The following is a 23,021-nucleotide window of genomic DNA, read 5'->3' on the forward strand; positions in this document are numbered from 1 at the left end:
GGGAGAGTGAATATGCGAAATGCAGTTGGAAAGGCGGCGGCTGTCGGGCTGGCGACCGCCATGCTGACGACGACAGCGGCCTGGGCGGCGCCTGCTTCGCCCTTGCTGCAACTGGGCAAGTCCGAACTGAGGGACGCGCTGACCAGCCGTTACGACACCGCCGTCAAGGCGGTGGGCGACGTGACGGTGCGCGCCGCGCAGGACAGCCGCTGGACCTATGCGGTCGAGGCGAAGAACCAGTGCGGCATCGCCATCGGTTTCATCAAATCCGGCACGAAGGATGCGGACAGCATCAACAAGTGCGACGACTTTGTGGCCCGCCTTTCGGCGACGCCACCGCCGCCGGTGCCGGCAGCTTCAGCCCCACCCGCGCTGGACTGCACGGCGCCGGCGGTGTCCATCTTCTTCGACTGGAACATGGACACGCCGTTGCCGGAAGGGGCGAGCACCATCGGCACGCTGACGCAGACGGCGGCGCAATGCGGGTGGAAGCGCTTCGGCGTCACCGGCTACACCGACACGTCGGGCGGCACCCGCTATAATGACGGCCTGTCGCTGCGCCGGGCGCAGAATGTCGCCAGCCTGATGAGCCAGGGCGGCATCGCCACGGACGCCATGACCGTCAATGGCCTGGGCGAAACCCAATTGAAGATCGAAACCGCCGATGGTGTGCGCGAACCGATGAATCGTCGGGTCGAAATCACCGCCAGCGCGAATTAAGGGGAGGAAGGCATGATGATCATGCGCAAGACATGCGGCAGCCTGATCGCCCTTTGTGCGGCGGCCATGGTGAGCACGGGCTGGACCCAGACCACCGATCTCAAGAGCGCGATCGCCGCGGCGATCGACAGCCATCCGGAGATCAACCAGGCGATCCAGAACAAGGAAGCGATCGAGTTCGAACGCGAACAGGCGCAGGGCCTTTACCTGCCCCGCGTCAGCGTAGAGGGATCGGCGGGTGTCCGCCGCCTGGAAAACGCCACCCGCCGCGCGCTTAACCTGGACGACCAGACGCTCTGGCCGCTGGAAGCCAGCGTGCGGGCGGAACAGACCGTCTGGGACTCCGGCTATCGCAGCGCGGAAAAGCGGCGGCAGGCGGCCCGCACCGACGGCGCGGCCCTGCGCGTCGGTGAGCGTTCGCAGTTCGTTGCGCTGAACGTCACGCGCCAATATCTGGACTATATGCTCCAGCAGCGGGTCGTGGCGGCGTCGGAGGACAATATCGCCTTCCACCGCAAGCTTCTGGGCGATCTGGGCGAGGGTGTGTCCAAGGGGTCGATCAGCATCGCCGACCAGCAGCAGGCCGAGGAAAGGCTGCAAGCCGCCCTCGTCCGCAAGAGCGAGGCGGAGCAGGACATGACCAATGCGGCCATTTCCTTCCGCACGCTGACCGGCCTTTCCATCGATCAGGTCACCATGCCCGATCCGGTGACGAGCGCCGTGCCGCCGACGCTGGACGAAGCCATTGCCGCGGCGCGCACCCATAATCCGCTGGTGCGCGAGGCGGAGGCCGATATCCAGGCGGCCCATGCCGTGGTGGATGAGGCCAAGTCGGAGCTTGGGCCGACGGTATCGCTGGAAGGCATCGGCCGGGTCGGCGAGGATGTGGACGGCTTCAAGGGCAGCACCAACGACGTCCAGGGCCGCGTGGTCGTGCGCTGGCAGCTTTACAATGGCGGCATCAACCGGGCGAAGGTCCAGGAAATGACCCGCCGGTCGAGCGAAGCGCGGTTCCGCCTGAGCCAGCGCCAGCGCGAGGCGGAGGAAGATGTCCGCACCGCCTGGAACCGTTGGGATACGGAAAAGAAGCGCGTCACCGACCTGTCGCGGCAGGGCACGGTGTCCGACGGGCTGCTGGTGTCCTATCGCGAGCAGTTCAATGTCGGGCGGCGCTCGCTGCTGGACGTTCTGGACAGCCAGAACACCCGCTTCAACACGCAGGTACGGACCGAGACGGCGCGTTTCTCCGAGATTTTCGCGCAATATCAGATCCTGGCCGCCACCAACACGCTGCTCGATACTCTGGGCATAGCGGCTCCTTCGGGCGCCAACCCCTATGCGCGGAAGAAATATGATGTCCCTGATCTGCCGCCCGCTGAATTGCAGCGGCGGCGCTATCCGGGCTGAGTTTCATTATTGGGGGTCATCCCGGCGCAAGCCGGGATGGCGCGGGGTAAACAATGTTGGAACGAAGCACACTCAGTCTGGCCGAATGGCTGGACCATCAAGGCACGCCCGGCGACGAGCTGGTGGAGAGCATCGCCCACGCGGCGCGGCATTTCGACCGCTCGCCGGGGATCGTCAGCCTCCGCGCTGGCCTTGCCGTCGATGAATCCGGGCGCTTGCCCTTTCATCAGGCGGAATCCGCGCTCGACCAGATCGGCCTGTTGAGCGATCATGTCCGGGGACGGCTGGACAAATGGCGGCCGGGCAACCTGCCCGCCATCCTGCCGCTTCGTGGCGGGCGCTTCCTGCTGCTGATGGACATCAAGTCCGGCGACGCGCTGGTCCAGCTTCCGCATGCGAGCGAAGCGGTCTGGGCGCCTCTCAGCGATCTCGACAGCCATTTCACCGGCGAGGCGCTGGTCGTCATGGCCGATCATGGCCGCGAACGGGCCGAGGAACGCCCGTGGGACGAGCGGGTGCGCCAACACTGGTTCTGGCGGGAAGTATGGCGCGCGCGCGGCGGCTTCGGCTATGTGATGCTGGCCGCGGCGATCATCAACCTGCTCGCCTTCGCGCTGCCGCTGTTCACGATGAACGTCTATGACCGGATCATCCCGAACAAGGCGGCGTCCAGCCTGTGGGTGCTGGGCGTCGGCGTGATGCTGGCCTTCGCCCTCGACTTCGCGCTGCGCATCGCCCGCGCAAGGCTGGTGGACGAGGCGGGGCGGGATATCGACGAACGCCTGTCGCAACGCCTGTTCGAAAAGGTGCTGAACACGCCGCTGGCAAGCCGATCCGGCAGCACCGGCGCACTGGCGCGGCGGGTGTCGGAATTCGAATCCGTGCGGGAATTCTTCACATCGACCACCGTGGTCCTGGTGGTGGACATCGCCTTCCTCTTCTTCTTCGTCGGCATCATCGCGCTTCTGGGGGGCTGGCTGGCCATCGTACCGGTCGTCATGATGGGGATCATGGCGAGCGCAGGTTGGATCCTGCAACGGTCGATGGCCCGCCTGTCGCGTGACGCTCAGGCGGACTCCAGCCTGCAAAGCGCGGCGCTGGTCGAAGCGATCGGCGGCATAGAGACTCTGAAGGCCTGCCGGGCCGAAGGGCGGATGCTGGAACGCTGGCGCCGCTATGCCCGGATGAGCGCGGCGACCCAGGAAAAGCTGCGCCGCCTGAGTTCGAAGAGCGTGACCCTGGCCGCCCTGTGCCAGCAGGTGACGAGCATCGCATTAGTCATCGGCGGCTTCTACATGTTCGCGGCGGGCGACATTTCGATGGGCGCGATCATCGCCATCGTCATGCTGGCCGGGCGTTCGCTGGCGCCGGTGGGGCAGCTTGCCTTCGTGATCGTGCGGGCGCGGCAGGCGATGACGACGCTCGACAGCCTCCAGACGCTCATCGACCAGCCCGATGAGCGGCTGGACGGCGCGCGCGGCATCATCCCCAAGGTCCGCAAGGGCGCGATCGTCGCGCAGGGGCTGGAGTTCGCCTATCCCGGCGCCAGCCAGCCGAGCCTGCGCGGCATCGACCTGCGGATCGAGCCGGGCGAGCGCATCGGCCTGATCGGGCGCGTGGCGTCGGGCAAGTCGACGCTGGGCCGGGTGATCTGCGGCCTTTATCCGCCCACTGGCGGCCTGCTGACCATCGATGAAATCGACAGCCGCCAATATCATCCGCATGAATTGCGTTCGGCCTTCCGCTATGTCGGGCAGGATGCCGAACTGTTCAGCGGTTCGGTGCGCGAAAATCTGCTGCTGGGCGCACGCGAAGCCAGCGACGAAAAGCTGCTGGAGGCGCTGGAGCGCTCAGGCGCGTCGCGTTTCTTCGGGCGCGATGCGGCGGGGTTCGACCTGCATATCGGTGAGCGCGGCAGCCGCCTTTCGGGCGGGCAGCGCAGCTTCCTGGTCATGGCGCGCGCGCTGGTGGAACCGGCGAAGCTGCTCTTCCTGGACGAGCCGACCGGCGCGATGGACAATCAGACCGAGAATCTGTTCATCGACCATCTGGAAAAGGCGCTGGAGCCGGATCAGACGCTGATCGTATCGACTCACCGCCATGCGTTGCTGCGGATCGTGGATCGCCTCATCGTGATCGATCAGGGCGTGGTCCTGGCCGATGGGCCGCGTGACGAGATTATCGGTCAGCTCCAGCGGGGGGCCGGGCAATGAGCGTTCTGGCCCGCAGCGTCGGCATCGCAGCGCCGGTGGCCTTGGCCATCGCAACGGCAGCACTCTGGCACCATGAACAGTCCCGCCCCACCATGCAGGCCAAGATCGTGGAGGCCGCTCCGGCGATCCCCCGCCAATATCTCGCCCTGGTCCAGATGACGGAGCAGGCCGACCCGGCGGCGGAAGGCGGCGCATTGGAAGGCGAAAAGGCTCGCGAAGAAAACCAGCGTCTCGGCTTCTCTGGCAGCATCGCGTCGGCCAAACCCTTTCAGGCCCTTGCAACCGCTAGCGAGGACCATGACCGCGCCCTCCAGTGCCTGACGCAAGCCGTCTATTATGAAGCCGCCCGCGAACCCGAAAGCGGCCAGCGCGCCGTCGCGCAGGTGGTGCTGAACCGCGTCCGCCACCCTGCCTTCGCCAAGACGGTATGCGGCGTCGTCTACCAGCGTTTCGATGCCTCGGTCTGCCAGTTCAGCTTCGTCTGCGACGGCTCGCTGGCGCGCCGCCCGCTGCCGGACCTCTGGAGCCGGACGAAGCGGATCGCCGCCGACGCGCTGGCCGGGCGGGTCGAGAAAGAGGTGGGCACCGCGACCCATTATCATGCCGATTATGTTTTCCCGCGCTGGGCGCCGCATCTGGCGAAGTTGGCGCAGGTCGGCGCGCATATCTTCTATCGCTGGCCGGGCGGCTGGGGCCTGCCGGGGGCTTTCACCGGGCGCTATGCGGGCGGTGAGCGAATTCCGGCCTTCGATCCGGCCCGCTTCGCCACGGTTGCCGAACCCGCGATCGACTATCCGCCCGTAGCGGCCCTGCCCGAACGCCGGGCGTCCAACGATGTGGGTGGCCGCATGGACCCGACCAAGGGGTGGAAACTCTCCATTCCCGATCCTTCGGCAAGCTCCGGCGCGTTGGGCGACATGCTCGCCCGCCAGCAAAAGGCCGCGCCGGTCACGCTGGCGGCGGACGACCATCATATTCAAGGGGTGCAACCATGATTTCGCGCTGGATAGGCTGGCTGCGGGGGCAACCGGGCAACAAGCAGGTCATTCTCTACAGCGGCGGCGGCATGCTGGTCTTCCTGATGTGGGCCAGCCTGGCGCCGGTGGATGAAGTGACGCACGGGCAGGGCAGGGTGATCCCGTCCAGCAAGGCGCAGGTCATCCAGTCCGCCGAACCGACCACTATCGAGGAAATCCTGGTCCGTTCCGGGCAGAAGGTGGGCAAGGGCCAGCTTCTGGTGCGTCTGGACGATGCGATGCTGGCGTCCGAGCTTGGACAGATTCAGGCGGAGACCCGTTCCCTGACGGCGCGCGCCGGGCGTCTGGAGAAGGAAGGCACCGGGACCGGCGCGGCCTGCGCGACCGGCGGGCCGGAATGCGCGCAGGAACAGGCGCTCGCCGCCGTCCGCCAGTCCGCGCTGCGCAGCAAGCAGGATGCGATGTCGGCCGCCGTCGACCAGCGCCGCCGCGAACTGGGCGAGGCGCAGGCGACCATCGACAGCCTTGGCGGCAGCGTGCAACTGGCGCGCCAGCGTGTGGGGATGCTGGAACCGCTCGCCGCAAAATCGATCATCCCGCAGACCGAATTGCTGGACGCCCGTCGCGATCTGGTGGATGCGCAGGGGCGGCTGAACGCGGCCCAGCAACAGGCTTCACGGGCCTCCGCCGCGATCCGCGAGGCGCAGGCGCAGCTTTCCGAGGCGAATTTCCAGTTCCGTCAGGACGCGCTCAACGAACGCAGCCAATTGGAGGCGAAGATCGCCGTCAACAGCGAGTCTCTGCGCGGCGCGAAGGGCCGGGCGCAGCGGGCGGAAATCCGTTCGCCCGTCGACGGCGTGGTCAATGACGTGCAGGTGACGACCATCGGCGGCTTCGTCAGTCCGGGGCAGAAGATCATGCAGATCGTGCCGGTGGGTGATAAATTGCTGGTCGAGACGCGGGTGAAGCCCAACGACATCGCCTTCATCAAGACCGGCGACCGCGCGGTGGTGAAGGTGACGGCCTATGACTTCTCCATCTATGGCGGGCTGTCGGGGACCGTGCAGCAGGTTTCGGCCGACAGCGTCTATGACGAAGCGACGCGGGAGGCCTATTTCACCGTGGTCGTGGAGACGGACCGCGCATGGCTGGGCACTGGCGCGCACAAGCTGCCGATCACGCCGGGCATGGTGTGCGACGTGGAGATCATGACCGGGCGCAAGTCGGTGCTGGCCTATCTGCTGAAACCCATCATGAAGGCGCGGTCGGAGGCGCTGAGGGAGCGGTAGGCGCCCCCAGGCGCGCCGTATTTCCGCGACTATCGCGCCGCGAACTGAACCTTTTGCGGGGTCGTCACCCGATAGCCGTGGGTCCAGCGGCCAAAGGCGTTGAAGCTCATGATCGGCCGATAGTCGCCGACGCTGGACGACGGCAGCACCCGGTCGGTCATATTGTCGAGGATCATCAATTCCCCGCCGATCCGCACCGCCAGAACGGCGTGGTCGGCCTGCCGCACCAGATCGCGGGCGATGACCAGGAACATCGCGCGCCGGTCGAATCCCGCCGCTTCCAGCAGCTTCATCTTGGCGATGGCGTAATCCTCGCAGTCGCCCGCGCCGCTTTGCAGCGTTCGCGCCGCCGAAGCCCAATTGTCGCCGCCCTGCCGGTCGTCCACGAAGCGCAGCCGCCGGTTGACCCAGCTATTGATGACTTCGACCTGCTGCTGGCTGGAGGAGCCGCGAGCGGCATTGAGGACGCCGCTCCAGACCCCCTTGCCGGGCAGGGTCGCCGAAACGGAAGCCCATTTGCCGTCGAGCAAGGTTCGGGAGATCGGCATGGCGACCGAACCGAACACGTCGGGCTGTCCACTGCGCGGCGGCTGGCCCGACAGAGCGGGAACCGGACGGGCCGGCATGACGAAGGCGCTGGCCTGCGGGATGGTGGTCGCCGCCGGCGCTGGCAAAAAGCCGCGCATGAAGCCGGGCACCAGTTCCGGCTGGCGATAGCTCACCACGGAAAGCTGGACGCCCTGCAACCGCCAGCCCGGCAGCTTGCCGATGAAACCGTTGATGCGCCGGTCGTTGACGATCGCGTCCGGAGCGGTCGGTTGTTCCACCCAGGGCGTTTGAAGGACCGTGCCGCCCTGCTGCGCGCTGATCGCCGCGAGACGGCTCATGCCGCCTGCGAGAAGATTGGCGGAAACGCGGTCGGCGGGCGCCTGCGCCAGGGCATTGCCGCCCGCCGTCGCCAGCAGCAGGGCAGGGGTGGCGCGCAGCGCGATGCGGCATAGGGCCGGGCGAGAGAGCGGGGCGAAGCCTGACATGCTTGCCCGTATCGCGCCAAAAATTGAACATCCGGTGCGCCACGCTGGTTAACGCGGCGCTAGGCATGAATTGTCCCAGCTATGCGATCGGCGTGGTTTTCCGGGAAATCGACTTGGCTTATCCGGAAGTTAGGCCGGAAACTGGCTAGTTGCTGACGTGAGATATCCGTTCAGGCTGAGCGGAGCGAGGCCCCTACGCTTCGCCTTCGCTCAGCATGACCCTTCGACAGGCTCAGGGCGAACGGAAATTGAATGTCCGCCTTCCACCCAATTTACATACCCACACCCCACGCACGTTATGCGTCGATGCTGTCCTCATCCACCGTCGCGGCATTTTCCTGAATGAAGGCGAAGCGGTGCGCCGGATTGGTGCCCATCAGCCGCTCGACCAGTTCGCGCACCTGCTGCCGGTCCTCGATATCGTCGGGCAGGGTGACGCGGATCAGGCTGCGCGTCTTCGGGTCCATGGTCGTTTCGCGGAGCTGCCCCGGATTCATCTCGCCCAGGCCCTTGAAGCGGCTGACCTCGACCTTCTTGCCCTTGAATTCCTTGCTCAGGATTTCTTCGCGATGCGCATCGTCCTTGGCGTAGAGGCTCTTGCCCCCGGCAACGAGGCGATAGAGCGGCGGCTGCGCCAGATAGAGGTGCCCGCGCCGCACCAGTTCCGGCATCTCCTGAAAGAAGAAGGTCATCAGCAACGTCGCGATATGCGCGCCGTCGACGTCGGCGTCGGTCATGATGACGATGCGTTCATAGCGCAGATGATCGGGGTTGCAGTCCTTGCGCGTGCCGCAGCCCAGCGCCAGGATCATGTCGGCAATCTCCTGATTGGCCAGGATCTTGGCGGTGTTGGCCGACGCCACGTTCAAGATCTTGCCGCGCAGGGGCAGGATTGCCTGGGTCTTGCGATCCCGCGCCTGCTTGGCCGAACCGCCCGCCGAATCCCCCTCGACCAGGAAAATCTCCGCGCCCTCCGGATCGTCGTTGGAACAGTCGGTCAGCTTGCCCGGCAGGCGCAGCTTGCGCGAGTTGGTCGCGGTCTTGCGCTTGACCTCTTTCTCCTGCTTGCGCTTCAGCCGCTCGTCCATCCGGTCGAGCACATAGGCAAGCAGCGCCTTGCCGCGCTCCATATGGTCGGACAGATAATGGTCGAAATGGTCGCGCACGGCGTTCTCGACCAGCCTCGCCGCTTCCGGGCTGGTGAGCCGGTCCTTGGTCTGGCTCTGGAACTGCGGGTCGCGGATGAAGACCGACAGCATGATCTCCGAAGAGGTCACGATATCGTCGGCGGTGATGTCCTTCGCCTTCTTCTGCCCGACCAGCTCGCCAAAGGCGCGAATGCCCTTCACCAGCGCGGCGCGCAGACCCGCCTCATGCGTGCCGCCATCGGGCGTCGGGATGGTGTTGCAATACCAGCTATAGGAACCGTCCGACCATAACGGCCAGGCGACCGCCCATTCGACCCGCCCGGCGGTGTCAGGGAAATCCTGCGATCCGGAGAAGAAGGCGCTGGTCGCGCAGTCGCGGTCGCCCACCTGTTCCTTCAGGTGATCGGCCAGGCCGCCGGGGAACTGGAACACCGCTTCGGCCGGGGTATCGTCGCTGATCAGTTCGCTCGCGCATTTCCAGCGGATTTCGACGCCTGCGAACAGATAGGCCTTGGACCGCGCCAGCCGGTAGAGGCGGGATGGCTTGAACTTCTGCTCCCCGAAAATCTCCGTGTCGGGGACGAAGCTGACCGACGTGCCGCGCCGGTTCGGCGCCGAGCCGACCTTCTGAAGGTCACTGCTGGGCAAGCCCTGGGTGAAGCTCTGGCGGAACAATTCCTTGTTGCGCGCCACCTCTACCACGGTGCTGATCGACAGCGCGTTCACCACGCTGATGCCGACGCCGTGCAGGCCGCCGGAGGTCGCATAGGCCTTGTCGGTGAACTTGCCGCCCGAATGGAGCGTGGTCAGAATCACTTCCAGCGCGGATTTGCCCGGAAATTTCGGGTGCGGATCGACCGGGATGCCGCGGCCATTGTCGGTGACGGTCAGCTTGTTGCCCGGTTCCAGCAGCACCTCGATCCGCGTGGCGTGGCCCGCGACCGCTTCGTCCATGCTGTTGTCCAGCACTTCGGACGCGAGGTGATGCAGCGCGCGCTCATCCGTGCCGCCGATATACATGCCGGGGCGGCGGCGCACCGGCTCCAGCCCCTCCAGCACTTCGATGGCGGAGGCGTCATATTGCGGGGTGGCGGAGGAATTGGCAGCGAACAGGTCTTCGGACATGGGCACAAGCTATAAGCAGGCCTGCGACAGGCGCAAGCGCGCGTTGGTCAGGGCAGGAGGTTAGGGTAGGGGATCGCGCAACGCGCCCCACAATCGCTTCACCCGCCCGTTGAGGTCCGCCAGTTCCGCTCCGCCCATGCCCGATCGTTCCAGCAGGGCTTCGCCCAGGCAGCCGCATTCCTCCCGCATGGCCGCGCCGCGCTCCGTCAGGCGCACGTCGACGCGCCGCTCGTCAGCCGTGCTGCGGGCGCGGGTGACGAAACCGGCGGCCTCCAGCCTTTTGACCAGCGGAGTCACCGTGCTGGATTCGAGCGACAGCCGCTCCGCGATCTGGCCGATGGTGCGGCCGTCCTGCTCCCACAGGGCATGCAGCACCAGATATTGCGGATAGGTGATGCCCAGCCGGTCCAGCATCGGCTTATAGGCGCGGCCGATGGCCATGCTGGCGGCATAGAGCGAGAAGCAGAGTTGATCGTCGAGCGGCAGGGCGGCGGGCATGGCTGGTCTCCTTTCCCGGTACCATAGCATGAAAATATATATCGCGATAAATAAATGCTGGACAAGAGGGCGCGACTCGCTTATTTAATATTTATTGCGATAAATATTATCGCAGAATATAAAGGAGCAAGCCAATGTCCATCGATGTGCAATATGTCACCCGCGCCACTGCCACCGGAGGCCGCGATGGCGAAGCCCGTTCGGAAGACGGCCGTTTCGCCGCCAAGCTGTCGACGCCCAAGGAACTGGGCGGCCCCGGCGGCGACGGCACCAACCCCGAACAGCTTTTCGCAGCGGGATATTCGGCCTGTTTCATCGGCGCTCTCAAGGTCGCGGGCGGCCAGTTGAAGATCCGCGTGCCGCAGGATGTCAGCGTCACCGCCACGGTCGGGATCGGCCCGCGCGCGGCGGGCGGCTTCGGCATCACCGCCGATCTGGAGGTCAGCCTGCCGGGCGTGGAGCGGGACGATGCGGAAAAGCTGGTCGAGGCGGCGCATCAGATCTGCCCCTATTCCAACGCCACGCGCAACAATGTGAATGTCGGGCTGACCATCGCCTGATCGCCGCATGCGCCAAGCAAAAAGGGCCGCTCCTGGATGGGGCGGCCCTTTTCATGAGCGTCGGACGATCAGCGAACCCGCGGCCCGCCAAAGGGCAGGGGCGGCGGCGGACGGCGCGTGCCGCGTGGAAGCTGCGCCTGATAGGCGCGCCCGCAATGCTCGACGCAATAGGGGAAGCCGGGGTTCACCGTTTCACCGCAGAAATGGAAGTCCGGTTCGCCCGGATGGCCCATCGGCCATTTGCAGATGCGTTCCGTCAGGTCCAGCAGGGATGTCTTGCCGGCGATTTCCGGGCTGGGCTTGGCCGGGACCAGACGGCGCGGCGGAGCGGGCGGAATCGGCGCCTGCTGGTCGCCCGGTCCCTGACGCAGGAAGCCGCCGGGTCCGACGGAGATGATGCGCGGCTGCGGCTTGGGCGCTTCCGTTTCCGGAGCGGCTGCGGCTGGAACCGGGATGGGCGCTGGCGCGGCGGGCCGCGCCGGGGAGGGCGCGGCATGCTGCACCGGAGCGGCCGGTCTGGGCGCTTCGGTTTCCTGCGCTGGCTTGCGCACGGGCGGCGCGGCCTTTTTCGGCGCTTCGTTGGCTTTTACCGGGGAAGGGCGCGATTGCAGGCCCAGGCGATGCGCCTTGCCTATCACCGCATTGCGGCTGACCCCGCCCAGTTCGTCCGCGATCTGGCTGGCGGTCAGGCCGCGTTCCCACATTGCCTTGAGCTGGTCGATGCGCTCGTCGGTCCAGGACAATGAATGACTCCTCAAAATCTCAAATCGCCGCCCTATATGGGGAGCGCCGGGCGCGGGTTCAATTTCCCGCGCACAACGCCCTTGCGGCACAACCTCTCAGCCGATAGTCGATCCGACCATGAACGACCAGTCCAAAATTGCTGCCTCCCCGTCGCACCAGCCGCCTTTCCATGAACCGGGCGAACTGGTCATCCGCAACGTCAACTGGGCGGGCACCCGCGCGCTTTATCGCAAGGAAATCCGGCGCTTCATGAAGGTGCAGCTCCAGACCATCTGGGCGCCCGCCGTCACGACGCTGATGTTCCTGGTCATCTTCACCCTGGCGCTGGGCGGGGCCAATCGGCATGTGCTGGGCGTGCCCTTCGCGGACTTCATCGCGCCCGGCCTGATGATCATGGGCATGATGAACAACGCCTTCGCCAACAGCAGTTTCTCGCTGCTGGCGGGCAAGATGCAGGGGACGCTGATCGATTATCTGATGCCGCCGCTGTCGGTCGGGGAATTGCTGCTGGCGCTGGTGGGCGCGGCGGTGACGCGGGCCTTTTGCGTGGGTCTGGCGCTGTGGGCGGCGATGGCGTTGTGGCCGGGCGTGCATGTGACGCCCGCCCATCCCTGGGCGATCCTCTGGTTCGGGCTGATGGGGGCGGGTCTGACCGCCTTTATCGGCGTGCTGACGTCGATCTGGGCGGAAAAGTTCGACCATGCCGCCGCCATCTCCAATTTCATAATCGGGCCGATGACGCTGTTGTCGGGAACCTTCTATTCCATCGACCGGCTGGCGCCCGCGTTCCGCGCCATCAGCCATGCCAATCCCTTCTTCTACGCCATTTCCGGTTTCCGCTATGGCTTCGTCGCGGCGGCGGACGGCGATGTGGTGGTGGGCAGCCTGGTGCTGTTGGCGCTGAATATCGCGCTGGGCGTGATCTGCTATATGGTGCTGAAGCGTGGGTGGAAGCTGAAGGCCTGATTGTGGAGGGGCACGCCGTTCGCAGGGGTCAGGTCAACCCCGCAATGACCGGCACGGCCAGCATGATCGCGCACAACGCAACCGCCGCCATCATCCAATGATGCAGCCGGGGGAGGGCGCGTTCGTCGCGCCCTCCCTCTGGTTTCAAGCGCATCAGACCGAAACGCCCTTGCCCCCGACGCGGGTGAGCGAGAATCCAGCCGCCTCAGCCTCGCGGCGCGGATAGATATTGCGCAGGTCGACCAGCACGGGTTCGTTCATCGACGCCGCCAGCCGTTTCAGGTCCAGCGCCCGGAATGCGTCCCATTCGGTCACCAGCACCAATGCGGCGGCCCCGGTCGCCGCCTCATAGGCGTCCTTCGTCATGGTCACGCCCGGCATCAGCGGCGCGGCGACCTCCATGCCCTCCGGATCATAGGCGACGATCTTCGCCCCGGCATCCTCCAGCGCCTGCACGATGGCCAGGCTGGGCGCATCGCGCATGTCGTCGGTATTGGGTTTGAAGGTCAGGCCCAGCAGCGCGACCGTCTTCCCCCGCGCATCGCCGCCCAGCGCCTTCACGATCTTGCGTCCCATGGCCCGTTTGCGCAGGTCGTTCACCTGCACGACAGTCTCCACGATGCGGATCGGCGTGTCATAATCCTGGCCGGTCTTCACCAGCGCCAGCGTATCCTTCGGGAAGCAGGAACCGCCATAGCCCGGCCCGGCATGCAGGAATTTCGACCCGATGCGGTTATCCAGGCCGATGCCCCGCGACACGTCCTGCACTTCGGCCCCGACCGCTTCGCACAGGTCCGCCATCTCGTTGATGAAGGTGATCTTGGTCGCCAGGAAAGCATTGGCGGCATATTTGATCAGCTCGGCCGTGCGCCGCCCGGTGAACATGACCGGCGCCTGGTTGAGGTTGAGCGGGCGATAGACCTGCGCCATCACGTCGATGGCCCGATCATTGCCCGTCGTGCCGACGACGACGCGGTCCGGCCGCTTGAAATCGCCGATCGCCGCGCCTTCACGCAGGAATTCGGGGTTGGACACGACCTGTATGTCAAGGTCGGGCCGCGCTTCCCGCACGATCCGCTCGACTTCGTCGCCGGTCCCGACCGGAACGGTGGACTTGGTGACGATGACGGTCGAACCGTCCAGCGACTCCGCGATTTCCTTCGCAGCGGCATAGACATAGCTCAGGTCCGCATGCCCGTCGCCGCGCCGCGAAGGCGTGCCCACGGCGATGAAGATCGCGTCCGCGCCCTTCACGCCTTCCGCCAGATCGGTCGTGAAGGTCAGCCGTCCGGCCGCCGCATTGCTGCCCACCAGATGGTCCAGCCCCGGCTCGAAAATCGGCATGCGCCCGGATTCGATGGCGGCGATCTTGCCCGCATCCTTGTCCACGCACACCACGTCATGGCCGAAATCGGCGAAGCAGGCGCCTGACACCAGCCCGACATAGCCCGTGCCGATCATCGTGATCTTCATAAAATAACTCAGCCCTCGATTGGGAAGATGGTTTAGCTGGCCTCTAGCATAGCTGTCCGCCAATGCGAAAGCGGGCGTCGGGAGTACTCATGTTCAGGGGATGGTTACCATTTTCTGCCAAGGCCTTATCCGAAAGACGGCTTGAAAAGGCCGGAATGGCAAAGGATGACGAATGAAGGTTGCGCTGGTGTTCGGGACGCGCCCCGAAGCGATCAAGCTGTTTCCGGTGATACACGCGCTGCGGGCGCGGAAGGATGTGGAAGCCCGCGTGATCGTGACCGCGCAGCATCGCGGCCTGCTGGACCAGGTGCTGGAGATTGCCGGGATCGCGCCCGACATCGACCTGGACGTGATGACGCCGAACCAGACGCTGGACGGCCTGACGGCGAAGCTGATCGTGGAACTGGGCAAGGCCTTCGACGCTGAAAAGCCGGACCGCGTGGTCGTGCATGGCGATACGCTGACCACCATGGTCGCCAGCCTTGCCGCCTATTATCGCAAGATTCCCGTCGCCCATGTCGAGGCGGGCCTGCGCAGCGGCGACATCCACCATCCCTGGCCGGAGGAAGTGAACCGCCGCGTGGTGGCCTGCATCGCGGACATGAACTTCGCGCCTACGCAAGCCGCCGCCGACGCGCTGCTGGCGGAAAATCGCGATCCGGCGACCATTCACATCACCGGCAACACCGTGATCGACGCGCTGCTCGCTACCCGTCAGCGGGTGCTGACCGAACCCGGCCTCGCCGCAGGGCTGGACGACCTCGCCCAACGCTTCGCGGGCAAGCGGATCATCGCCGTCACCAGCCACAGGCGGGAGAATTTCGGCGGCGGCATGGAAGCGATCGCCCGCTCCATCGCGGATATTGCGGCACGTCCCGATGTCGCGGTGATCTTTCCTGTCCACCCCAATCCCCATGTGCGCCCGGTTATGGACGCGGTGCTCGGCGGCCTTCCCAACGTCGCGATGATCGAGCCGCTGGACTACCCCCATTTCGTCCGCCTGCTTGATCTCTGCGAACTGGTGCTGACCGACAGCGGCGGCGTGCAGGAGGAGGCGCCTTCGCTCGGCAAGCCGGTCCTGGTGATGCGCGAAACGACCGAGCGTCCGGAAGGCGTCACGGCAGGCACGGCGAAACTGGTAGGCACGGATCGCGCCATGATCGTCCGGTCGGTCTTCGCCCTGCTGGATGATGAAGTCGCCTATGCCGCCATGTCCCGCGCCCATAATCCCTTTGGCGACGGCCACGCATCGGAACGCATCGCGGACATCGTCGCCGCCAGCGCGAAATCCAAGGATATGGAAGAGGCGGCCTGAGCTCGAGGAATGGGGGACAGGCGGTCCGTTACCGAAATCTTCAGCATTTCCCGTCACAAACCGTCGGGAATCTAAAGGCTTCCCCAGGACTTCCAATGCCACTCGAAAAGCTCCAGCAGAAGGTTTCCGTCATCGGCCTGGGCTATATCGGCCTGCCGACCGCCGCCCTGATCGCACGAGGGGGCGCGCAGGTGGTCGGCGTCGACGTCAGCGCCCATGTGGTGGAGACGGTCAATAGCGGCCGCGTCCATATCGAGGAAGTCGACCTTGACGGCCTGGTGCAAGGCGTCGTTTCCCGCGGCAACCTCCGCGCCAGCCTGGAAGTCGAACCCAGCGACGTCTTCATCATCGCCGTCCCGACGCCCGTGGCCGAGGACCGCGCCCCGGACATCAGCCATGTTCTGAAAGCCGCCCGCACCGTCGCGCAAGTCCTGAAAGCGGGCGACACCGTCATCCTCGAATCGACATCCCCGGTCGGAACCACCGAAGCCATGCGCGATCTCTTCGCCCAGCTTCGCCCCGACCTGAAGATGCCCGAACCGGGCGTCGCTGGCGACATCGCCATCGCCTATTGTCCGGAGCGGGTGCTTCCCGGGCGCATCCTGGTCGAGCTGATCGACAATGACCGCTGCATCGGCGGCATCACCCCCCGCTGCGCCCGCAAGGCGCTGGGTTTCTATCGCCAGTTCGTGCGCGGCGCCTGCATCACCACCAGCGCCCGTGCCGCCGAAATGGTGAAGCTGGTCGAAAACAGCTTCCGCGACGTCAACATCGCCTTCGCCAACGAATTGTCCGTCATCGCCGAGCGCATGGACATCGACGTGTGGGAAGTCATCCGCCTCGCCAACCGGCACCCCCGCGTCAACATATTGCAGCCCGGCCCTGGCGTCGGCGGCCATTGCATCGCGGTCGACCCCTGGTTCATCGTCCATGGCGACCCGGAAAACAGCCGCCTCATCCGCACCGCCCGCGAAGTCAACGACGGCAAGACCGATTATGTCGTGGCCAAGGCATCCGACCTGATCGACGAATTTCCGGGCGAACAGATCGCCTGCCTGGGCCTCGCCTTCAAGCCCAATATCGACGATTTCCGCGAAAGCCCCGCCGTGAAGGTCGCGGCGCGCCTCGCCAAACGCTATGGCCGCCGCATCAGGCTGGTCGAACCCTATGCCCATGACCTGCCGATGGAGTTCGCCGGAACCGGGGCCGAACTGATCGATCTCGATACGGCTCTGGAACAATGCGGCGTCTTCGTCATTCTTGTGGATCATGATGTTTTCAAATCAGTCCCGGTGGACGAGCGCGCCGACAAGGCGGTCTACGACACGCGCGGCGTCTGGCCGGATCAGCCCCGGCGAGTCGTCCCGGATCAGGCCCGGATCGCCATCTGATCGACAGCGCCCGCGCGCCCATGGTTGCCATGTCCCCGCCGCGCCGTTAACCCCGCCCGCAATGGCAGGCTTCATGCGTGCCCGGTGAAAGGCCCGGTGAAAGGGGCCAGTGAATTTGCGGGGATTTTTAACGGCATGAACCGGCCGACCGACAGCAGGAACCAGATGTTGGCCATGATCGTGGCCACTGCGCTGCTCGGCGCCTGCTCGACCGTGGGGGACGCGCCGAAGGGGGAGGCCGCCTATGCCGCCATCCCGGCCGCGCCCGCCGTCGGCATGGATTACCGTATCTCCCCCGACGATATTCTCCGCATTCAGGTTTATCATGAGCCGGGCCTGTCGTTGGAGGATGCGCAGGTGACGGCGGCTGGCATGGTGCGCATGCCGTTGGTCGGGGACGTCTCCGTCGCGGGCCTTTCCGCCAGCGAAGCGTCGGACGTCATCGCCGGGCGGCTGGGCGACCGCTATCTCGTTTCCCCGCAGGTGACGATATTCGTGAAGAAGGCAACGGGCCGCCGCATCACCGTGGATGGCGAAGTCCGCGAACCCGGCCTGTTTCCGCTGGATGGCCGCCTCGGCCTGCAACAGGCCGTCGCCCTGGCCAAGGGGCCTACCCGTCTGGCCAGCCTGGGCCAGATCGTCGTGGTCCGGCAATCGGACGGCGAGCGCAAGGCGGCGATGTTCGACCTTGGCGCGATTCGGAAGGGACAGGCGCCCGATCCCGAAATCCTGCCGGGCGATACGATCATCGTCGGCCTGTCGCGGGCGAAGGCGATATTGGGCGGCGCGCTGCTCGCCCTGCCGACGTTGGGCGCGGGCTTCGTCGCGCTGGACGGAGGACTCTGATGGCGGGGCCGGGTCTGCTGATCGACGCCGCCGTGGAGGGCCGCCCCGCGCGCTTCACCGCCGCCGCCAATGGCGCGTGGACGGCGGTGCGGCGGCATCGCATCATCCTGTTCGTCACCATGGCGCTTTGCGTGCTGGCGGGCGTGGTCTTCATCCTGCTTTCCACGCCCGACTATCGGGCAACCGCCTCCGTCGAGGTGGAGGATGTTCCCGCCGGAGCCGCCGGTTCCGCCGCCGCGCAACGGCAGGCGACGCCGTCCGACAATGAAGCGCTGATGCAGACCGAACTGGAAGTGCTGCGCAGCCGCGCTTTGGCGGAGGATGTGGCCCGCGAACTGGCGCTGGTCGGCAGCCGCACCTTTTTCGACGGCATGGACGTCCGCCGCCCGGACCGGGGGGCAGGCTCGCTCAGCCAGCGGCAGGTCGAAACCGAAATGGTCGTGAACCTGCTGCGCGACAATCTGCACGTCGAACTGCCGGGCAAGTCCCGCGTCATCCGCATCAGCTTCACTAGCGCCAATGCCGTGCTGTCGGCCCGCGTCGCCAACAGCTATGCCGACAGCCTGATCCGCGCCGACCTGAAACGCGGCTTCGAATCGGGGGTTCAGGCCCGCCGCTTCCTGCTGGGCGAACTGGATGGGGCGCGCCACGATCTGGAACGGGCGGAACGCGACCTGGCGGTCTATGCCGCCAATGCAGGGGCCATGGCGCCCCCGGGAACGAAGGATGGCGAAGGCGGCGATATGCCGCCCGAAGGCTCCACGGCGACCCGATTGGCGCAGCTCAATGGTTTTCGCGCACAGGCGACGGCGGACCGGATCGCCGCGCAGAAGCGCTGGGAAAGCGCCCGCCTGTCGAGCGTCGAAACCCTGCCCGAAGTGCTGAACAACGGCGCGATGCAGCAGCTCATGACGGAGCGGGCGCAGGCGAGGGCGCAGGTCGTGCAGGAACGTCAGTTCCGCAAGGACGCCCACCCCGAAATGCGCGAAGCCCGCGCCCGGCTGGCGGCGCTGGACGATCAGGCGGAGGGGATGGCGAACACTATCCGCGCCTCGCTCAAGGAACAGTTCGACGTCGCCGTCCATGGCGAAAAACAGATCCAGTCCGAAATCGCCAAGGTCGAGCGGCAGGCCCTGGCCGAACGCGGGCGCGGCGTGCAGATGAGCATATTGGAACGGCAGGTCGACACGTATCGCCTGCTGCACGACAGCCTGCTCCAGCGCTATCGCGACATGGCATCGCAGGCGGGCTTCCAGGCGGGTCGCATCCAGCCGCTCGACCGGGCGGCGGTGCCGTCGCGGCCTTCCTCTCCCAATATCGGCGTCACCATGTTGCTGGCGTCGCTCGGCGGGTTGATCCTTGGGCTGCTGGCGGTGGCGGGGCGGCATATTTTCGACGATGCGGTGACGTCCGCCGACACGCTGGCGGAACGGGTGAACCTGCCCCTGCTCGGCGCGGTCCCGGCGGGCGAGAAACCGGCGGCGGAGATTTTCGCGCCCATGGCCTCCTCGCTGTTGCTGGGGTCGGCGGCGGGCCTGCCGCGCTCCATCCTCGTCACCAGCGCGCAGGAGGGGGAGGGGAAGTCATCGACGCTTCATGCCCTGGCGAAGGCGTTGGCGAAGCTGGACAAGCGGGTGCTGGTGATCGACGCCGACATGCGGCGGCCCAAGCAGCACAGCCTGTTCGGCATTGCGCCCACCCGCGGCATCAGCGAATTGATGACGGGACAGGCGAAGATGGACGATGTCATCGTCGACAGCGGCGTGGCGGGCGTGTCCCTGCTCCCCTGCGGCGCGATCCCGCCCAGTCCCGCCGAACTGCTGGTCACGCCCGCGATGGACTCCGTGCTGGCGACCGTGCGCGAACGCTACGACACGGTGCTGATCGACGCCCCGCCGGTACTGGGCCTGCCGGATGCCTGCCTGCTCGCCGCGAAGGCGCAGGTGACGTTGCTGGTGGTCGAATGGGGGCGCAACCATCATGGCGGCCTGCGCGTGTCGGTGGACCGCCTGCGCCGGGCGGGCGGCGCGGTCATCGGCGCGATCCTGACCAAACAGCAAGGCCGCGCTTTCGAATATGATTATCACCGGGGCGGCTGACCCAAGCCGCGCCGCACGGCTTCGCTAGATCGTTTCCAGCTCGCCCGTCGGCGGGCAACGTCACGCCGATCCTGTTCGCTGGGCAGCACGCTTTTTTTTGAAGCTGATACCTTCGCCGATGAAGAAGCGCGATAGCATGCTCGTGTCCGCACGGACCCCCGCTCGACCAAAAGCTTTGCTGACAGGGCCGACAGCGTGATGTCCGGCTCGGTCGCGATCGCCGCCAGAAGCCAGTCTCGTTCGGGCTTCACCTTCGATGGACGATGCCCGCCCGTTCCCGCACAGCGCCGGTCACCAACGCGCTCGTAGCGCTGCACCCACTTGATCGCTGATGCCTCGCTCACGCCAAAACGGCGTGAGGCCGAGCGTCGGCTTTCGCCGCCCCGCACCACAGCGTCGATCACCCGATCTCGCAAATCTTGAGAATAGGATCGTGGCATAAGGGCTGGCCTCCATACCCAGCCCTCAGCTTGAATCACATCCAAACAGCCTTGGAAATCCCGCAATTCAATCTATTCACCGAAGGCTCTAGAGCGATTTCCAGTCAGATGGCATCATCTGACGTTTAAGAAATCGCGGTAAAACAAAGGAATAGAGCGGTCGATCTGATTCAATCAGATCGAAAACCGCTCTAGGGGGTGGGTTAGCGCGACATCAGCCTTGTTTTGCAACGGTTGACGTAGAAGCTCGCTTCGCTCGCGCCCACCCCTAATCCCTCCCGCCTGCGGGAGGGGAATGTCTTGGACTGGCCATTTCCCGCCTCATGCCTCCGCCAAAGCCCCCGCCAAAGCCTCCAGCACCGGCATCCCGCGCAACCCCGCCGCCCGCGCGCCATAAAGAAATCCCACGCGCCGCCGCTCGCCGAAATCCTTGAGCGCCACCCGCGCCATGCCGGGCCAGCGATAGCTGTCGGGCATGACCGTGATGCCCAGCCCCGCCGCGACCATCTGCATCACCCGCTCGTCATTGGTCGACCGGAAGGCGAAATGGGGCCGCACCCCGCGATCGACGAAATAGCGGCTGGTGGCCGAAAGCGCCTCGCAATGGCGGCGGACGATCATGGTTTCGGCCGCCAGTTCCTCCGCCGTGACCATCGCCTTGCCCGCCAGCCGGTGGCTGTCCGACATGGCGATGCCATAGCCCTCTTCTATAATTGTCTGCGCCGCGAAGCGATCCACGCCCGGCCGAATCAACGTCAGCGCCACGTCGATCCGCTCCGCATCCAGCCGCCCCAGCAATTCCCGCTCGCTGCCGGGAATGAACTCGATCCGCCCCTCCCGGATGGGCGAGCACTCCGCGACGGCGCGGGCCACTTTCTCCCCCGCTATGCTCAGCAGCACGCCGATGCGCAGCACGGGCGCCTGCTCCGCCTTTTCCCCCGCCAGTTCGGCCAGGTTGAACTCCCGCTCGATCCGCCGGGCATGGGTCAGCAGCCGCGCTCCCGCCTCGGTCAGTTCCACCCGCTGGTTGCTGCGCAGGAACAGCGGCGCGCCGACGGCTTGTTCCAGCTTGGCGATGCCCACCGAAAGCGTCGGTTGCGACACCAGGCAATGGGCGGCGGCGCGGGAAAAATTGCCATGGTCCACCACGGCCAGGAAATAGCGGAGCAGATAGCGTTCGATCATAGACAGAAACTATACACTATCCCGCGCCGTTTCAATTTTTCTCTGACGGCATTGCACGTTAGGATGTCCGCCCAAGGAGAGTTTGCCATGTCCAACTTCGATTTCGCCCTGAGTGAGAATGCGGAGATGATCCGCGACACGACGGCGCGCTTCGCCGCCGACCGCATCGCCCCGCTGGCGGCGGAGATCGACGCGAAGGACTGGTTCCCCCGTGAACTATGGCCCGAAATGGGTGCGCTCGGCCTGCACGGCGTCACCGTGGATGAGGCGGACGGGGGCCTGGGCCTCGGCTATCTGGAACATGTGGTCGCGCAGGAAGAGGTGGCGCGGGCCTCGGCTTCCATAGGTCTCAGCTATGGCGCGCATTCCAATCTCTGCGTCAACCAGATCCGCCGTTGGGCCACGCCGGAGCAGAAGGCGCGCTACCTGCCCAAACTCATTTCCGGCGAGCATGTAGGATCGCTCGCCATGTCGGAAGCGGGCGCGGGGTCGGACGTCGTCTCGATGAAGCTGCGCGCCGAAAAGCGCGGCGACCGCTATATCCTCAACGGCACGAAATTCTGGATCACCAACGCCACCTATGCCGACACGCTGGTCGTCTATGCCAAGACCGGCGAAGGCGCGCGCGGCATCACCGCCTTCCTGATCGAAAAGGGGTATAAGGGCTTCTCCATCGGCCAGAAGATCGACAAGGTCGGCATGCGCGGTTCCCCCACCGCCGAACTGGTGTTCGACGATTGCGAAGTGCCGGAGGAAAATATCATGGGCACGCTCAACGGCGGCGTCGGCGTGCTGATGTCGGGCCTCGACTATGAGCGGGCGGTGCTTTCCGGCATCCAGCTCGGCATCATGCAGGCCTGTCTCGACGTGGTCCTGCCCTATGTGCGGGAACGCAAACAGTTCGGCCAACCCATCGGCGCCTTTCAGTTGATGCAGGCCAAGGTGGCGGACATGTATGTCGCGCTCAATTCGGCGCGGGCCTATGTCTATGCCGTGGCGCAGGCCTGCGACCGGGGCAGGACGACCCGCTTCGACGCGGCGGGCGCGATCCTGCTGGCCAGTGAAAATGCGATGAAGGTCTCGCTTGAGGCGGTGCAGGCGCTGGGCGGCGCGGGTTATACGAAGGATTGGCCGGTCGAACGTTATATGCGCGACGCCAAGCTGCTCGACATCGGCGCTGGCACGAATGAAATCCGCCGCATGTTGATCGGCCGCGAACTGATCGGCGTGTGAATGTGATCTTTCAGGATCGCCCCACGAACAGGAAACCCACCGCCGCCATGATGCACAGGAAAGCGGCCAGATGGCGCCAGTGCAGCGGCTCGCCCAGCACCGTCACCATGAATCCGCCGAAGACGATCAGCGCGATGGCCTCCTGCGCGATCTTGAGCTGGCCTGCGCTCCAGCCGCTGGCGAAACCGATGCGGTTGGCGGGCACGGCGAAGCAATATTCGACGAAGGCGATGCCCCAACTGATCAGGATGACGGCGAACAGGGGTTTGTTCATCCCGCCCTTCAGGTGCCAATACCAGGCGGCGGTCATGAACAGGTTGGAAATGGTGAGGAGCAGGAGAGTCGGCATGAATGACCT

General features: G+C 65.7%; 21 protein-coding genes. 12 read left to right on the plus strand and 9 right to left on the minus strand.

Going from position 1 to position 23,021, the window contains the following annotated elements:
* Positions 1-12: 12 nt before the first annotated feature.
* The 5 genes from NUH86_RS01250 to NUH86_RS01270 are packed head-to-tail and all read left to right on the plus strand — an operon-like array spanning position 13 to position 6,606.
* Complete coding sequence (locus tag NUH86_RS01250; RefSeq protein WP_267250890.1) at positions 13-720, plus strand: OmpA family protein; 708 nt, start codon at positions 13-15, stop codon at positions 718-720.
* 12 nt (positions 721-732) lie between these two features.
* Complete coding sequence (locus NUH86_RS01255; protein WP_267250891.1) at positions 733-2,127, plus strand: TolC family protein; 1,395 nt, start codon at positions 733-735, stop codon at positions 2,125-2,127.
* 53 nt (positions 2,128-2,180) lie between these two features.
* Complete coding sequence (locus tag NUH86_RS01260; RefSeq protein ID WP_267250892.1) at positions 2,181-4,340, plus strand: type I secretion system permease/ATPase; 2,160 nt, start codon at positions 2,181-2,183, stop codon at positions 4,338-4,340.
* Positions 4,337-5,335 (plus strand): cell wall hydrolase, encoded by a 999-nt coding sequence (locus NUH86_RS01265; RefSeq protein ID WP_267250893.1) that lies wholly within the window; start codon positions 4,337-4,339, stop codon positions 5,333-5,335. The genes NUH86_RS01260 and NUH86_RS01265 overlap by 4 nt, the downstream gene beginning before the upstream one ends.
* Positions 5,332-6,606, plus strand: coding sequence for an HlyD family type I secretion periplasmic adaptor subunit (locus NUH86_RS01270; RefSeq protein WP_267250894.1), 1,275 nt, complete (start codon positions 5,332-5,334; stop codon positions 6,604-6,606). The genes NUH86_RS01265 and NUH86_RS01270 overlap by 4 nt, the downstream gene beginning before the upstream one ends.
* A gap of 29 nt (positions 6,607-6,635) precedes the next feature.
* Here the strand turns inward: NUH86_RS01270 and NUH86_RS01275 are convergent, their stop codons facing one another.
* The 3 genes from NUH86_RS01275 to NUH86_RS01285 form a co-directional block, all read right to left on the minus strand.
* Positions 6,636-7,640 carry a transglutaminase-like cysteine peptidase gene (locus NUH86_RS01275; RefSeq protein ID WP_267250895.1) on the minus strand — a complete coding sequence of 335 codons (1,005 nt, stop codon included), beginning with the start codon at positions 7,638-7,640 and terminating at the stop codon, positions 6,636-6,638.
* Positions 7,641-7,936: 296 nt separating this feature from the next.
* Complete coding sequence (gene parE / locus NUH86_RS01280) at positions 7,937-9,913, minus strand: DNA topoisomerase IV subunit B (RefSeq protein ID WP_267250896.1); 1,977 nt, start codon at positions 9,911-9,913, stop codon at positions 7,937-7,939.
* A gap of 60 nt (positions 9,914-9,973) precedes the next feature.
* Complete coding sequence (locus tag NUH86_RS01285; RefSeq protein WP_267250897.1) at positions 9,974-10,411, minus strand: MarR family winged helix-turn-helix transcriptional regulator; 438 nt, start codon at positions 10,409-10,411, stop codon at positions 9,974-9,976.
* A gap of 134 nt (positions 10,412-10,545) precedes the next feature.
* Here NUH86_RS01285 and NUH86_RS01290 point away from each other — a divergent pair, with 134 nt between their 5' ends.
* On the plus strand, positions 10,546-10,971 hold the full coding sequence (locus NUH86_RS01290; protein ID WP_267250898.1) for an organic hydroperoxide resistance protein: 426 nt from the start codon (positions 10,546-10,548) through the stop codon (positions 10,969-10,971).
* 68 nt (positions 10,972-11,039) lie between these two features.
* On the opposite strand, the gene NUH86_RS01295 is transcribed toward NUH86_RS01290, so the two are convergent.
* Entirely contained in the window at positions 11,040-11,714 is a 675-nt protein-coding gene (locus tag NUH86_RS01295) for a GcrA family cell cycle regulator (protein ID WP_267250899.1), read from the minus strand.
* 118 nt (positions 11,715-11,832) lie between these two features.
* Here NUH86_RS01295 and NUH86_RS01300 point away from each other — a divergent pair, with 118 nt between their 5' ends.
* A complete protein-coding gene (locus tag NUH86_RS01300; protein ID WP_267250900.1) occupies positions 11,833-12,681 on the plus strand; it encodes an ABC transporter permease in 849 nt (282 codons plus the stop codon).
* 28 nt (positions 12,682-12,709) lie between these two features.
* On the opposite strand, the gene NUH86_RS01305 is transcribed toward NUH86_RS01300, so the two are convergent.
* Positions 12,710-12,835 (minus strand): hypothetical protein, encoded by a 126-nt coding sequence (locus NUH86_RS01305; RefSeq protein ID WP_267250901.1) that lies wholly within the window; start codon positions 12,833-12,835, stop codon positions 12,710-12,712.
* On the minus strand, positions 12,835-14,154 hold the full coding sequence (locus NUH86_RS01310) for a UDP-glucose dehydrogenase family protein (protein WP_267250902.1): 1,320 nt from the start codon (positions 14,152-14,154) through the stop codon (positions 12,835-12,837). Before NUH86_RS01310 ends, NUH86_RS01305 begins: the two co-directional genes overlap by 1 nt.
* Positions 14,155-14,326: 172 nt before the next feature.
* On the opposite strand from NUH86_RS01310, the gene wecB reads away from it, so the two are divergent.
* The 4 genes from wecB to NUH86_RS01330 all read left to right on the plus strand — a co-directional run bounded on the left by wecB (position 14,327) and on the right by NUH86_RS01330 (position 19,805).
* The gene (wecB, locus tag NUH86_RS01315; RefSeq protein WP_267250903.1) at positions 14,327-15,469 is read left to right on the plus strand and encodes a non-hydrolyzing UDP-N-acetylglucosamine 2-epimerase; all 1,143 of its coding nucleotides are present in this window, start codon (positions 14,327-14,329) and stop codon (positions 15,467-15,469) included.
* 95 nt (positions 15,470-15,564) lie between these two features.
* A complete protein-coding gene (wecC, locus tag NUH86_RS01320) occupies positions 15,565-16,860 on the plus strand; it encodes a UDP-N-acetyl-D-mannosamine dehydrogenase (RefSeq protein WP_267250904.1) in 1,296 nt (431 codons plus the stop codon).
* A gap of 135 nt (positions 16,861-16,995) precedes the next feature.
* A complete protein-coding gene (locus NUH86_RS01325) occupies positions 16,996-17,706 on the plus strand; it encodes a polysaccharide biosynthesis/export family protein (protein ID WP_267250905.1) in 711 nt (236 codons plus the stop codon).
* Positions 17,706-19,805 carry a GumC family protein gene (locus NUH86_RS01330; protein ID WP_267250906.1) on the plus strand — a complete coding sequence of 700 codons (2,100 nt, stop codon included), beginning with the start codon at positions 17,706-17,708 and terminating at the stop codon, positions 19,803-19,805. The genes NUH86_RS01325 and NUH86_RS01330 overlap by 1 nt, the downstream gene beginning before the upstream one ends.
* On the opposite strand, the gene NUH86_RS01335 is transcribed toward NUH86_RS01330, so the two are convergent.
* Positions 19,790-20,245 carry an IS630 transposase-related protein gene (locus NUH86_RS01335; RefSeq protein ID WP_267250907.1) on the minus strand — a complete coding sequence of 152 codons (456 nt, stop codon included), beginning with the start codon at positions 20,243-20,245 and terminating at the stop codon, positions 19,790-19,792. The genes NUH86_RS01330 and NUH86_RS01335 overlap by 16 nt on opposite strands.
* Positions 20,246-20,566: 321 nt before the next feature.
* Positions 20,567-21,430 carry a LysR family transcriptional regulator gene (locus NUH86_RS01340; RefSeq protein ID WP_267250908.1) on the minus strand — a complete coding sequence of 288 codons (864 nt, stop codon included), beginning with the start codon at positions 21,428-21,430 and terminating at the stop codon, positions 20,567-20,569.
* 87 nt (positions 21,431-21,517) lie between these two features.
* Between NUH86_RS01340 and NUH86_RS01345 the strand changes: the two genes are divergently transcribed.
* A complete protein-coding gene (locus tag NUH86_RS01345; RefSeq protein WP_267250909.1) occupies positions 21,518-22,663 on the plus strand; it encodes an isovaleryl-CoA dehydrogenase in 1,146 nt (381 codons plus the stop codon).
* A gap of 10 nt (positions 22,664-22,673) precedes the next feature.
* Here the strand turns inward: NUH86_RS01345 and NUH86_RS01350 are convergent, their stop codons facing one another.
* Positions 22,674-23,012, minus strand: a complete 339-nt coding sequence (locus tag NUH86_RS01350) for a DMT family protein (RefSeq protein ID WP_267250910.1) — start codon at positions 23,010-23,012, stop codon at positions 22,674-22,676.
* Positions 23,013-23,021 lie beyond the last annotated feature (9 nt).

The sequence above is a fragment of the Sphingobium sp. JS3065 genome (assembly GCF_026427355.1).
GTDB lineage: Bacteria > Pseudomonadota > Alphaproteobacteria > Sphingomonadales > Sphingomonadaceae > Sphingobium.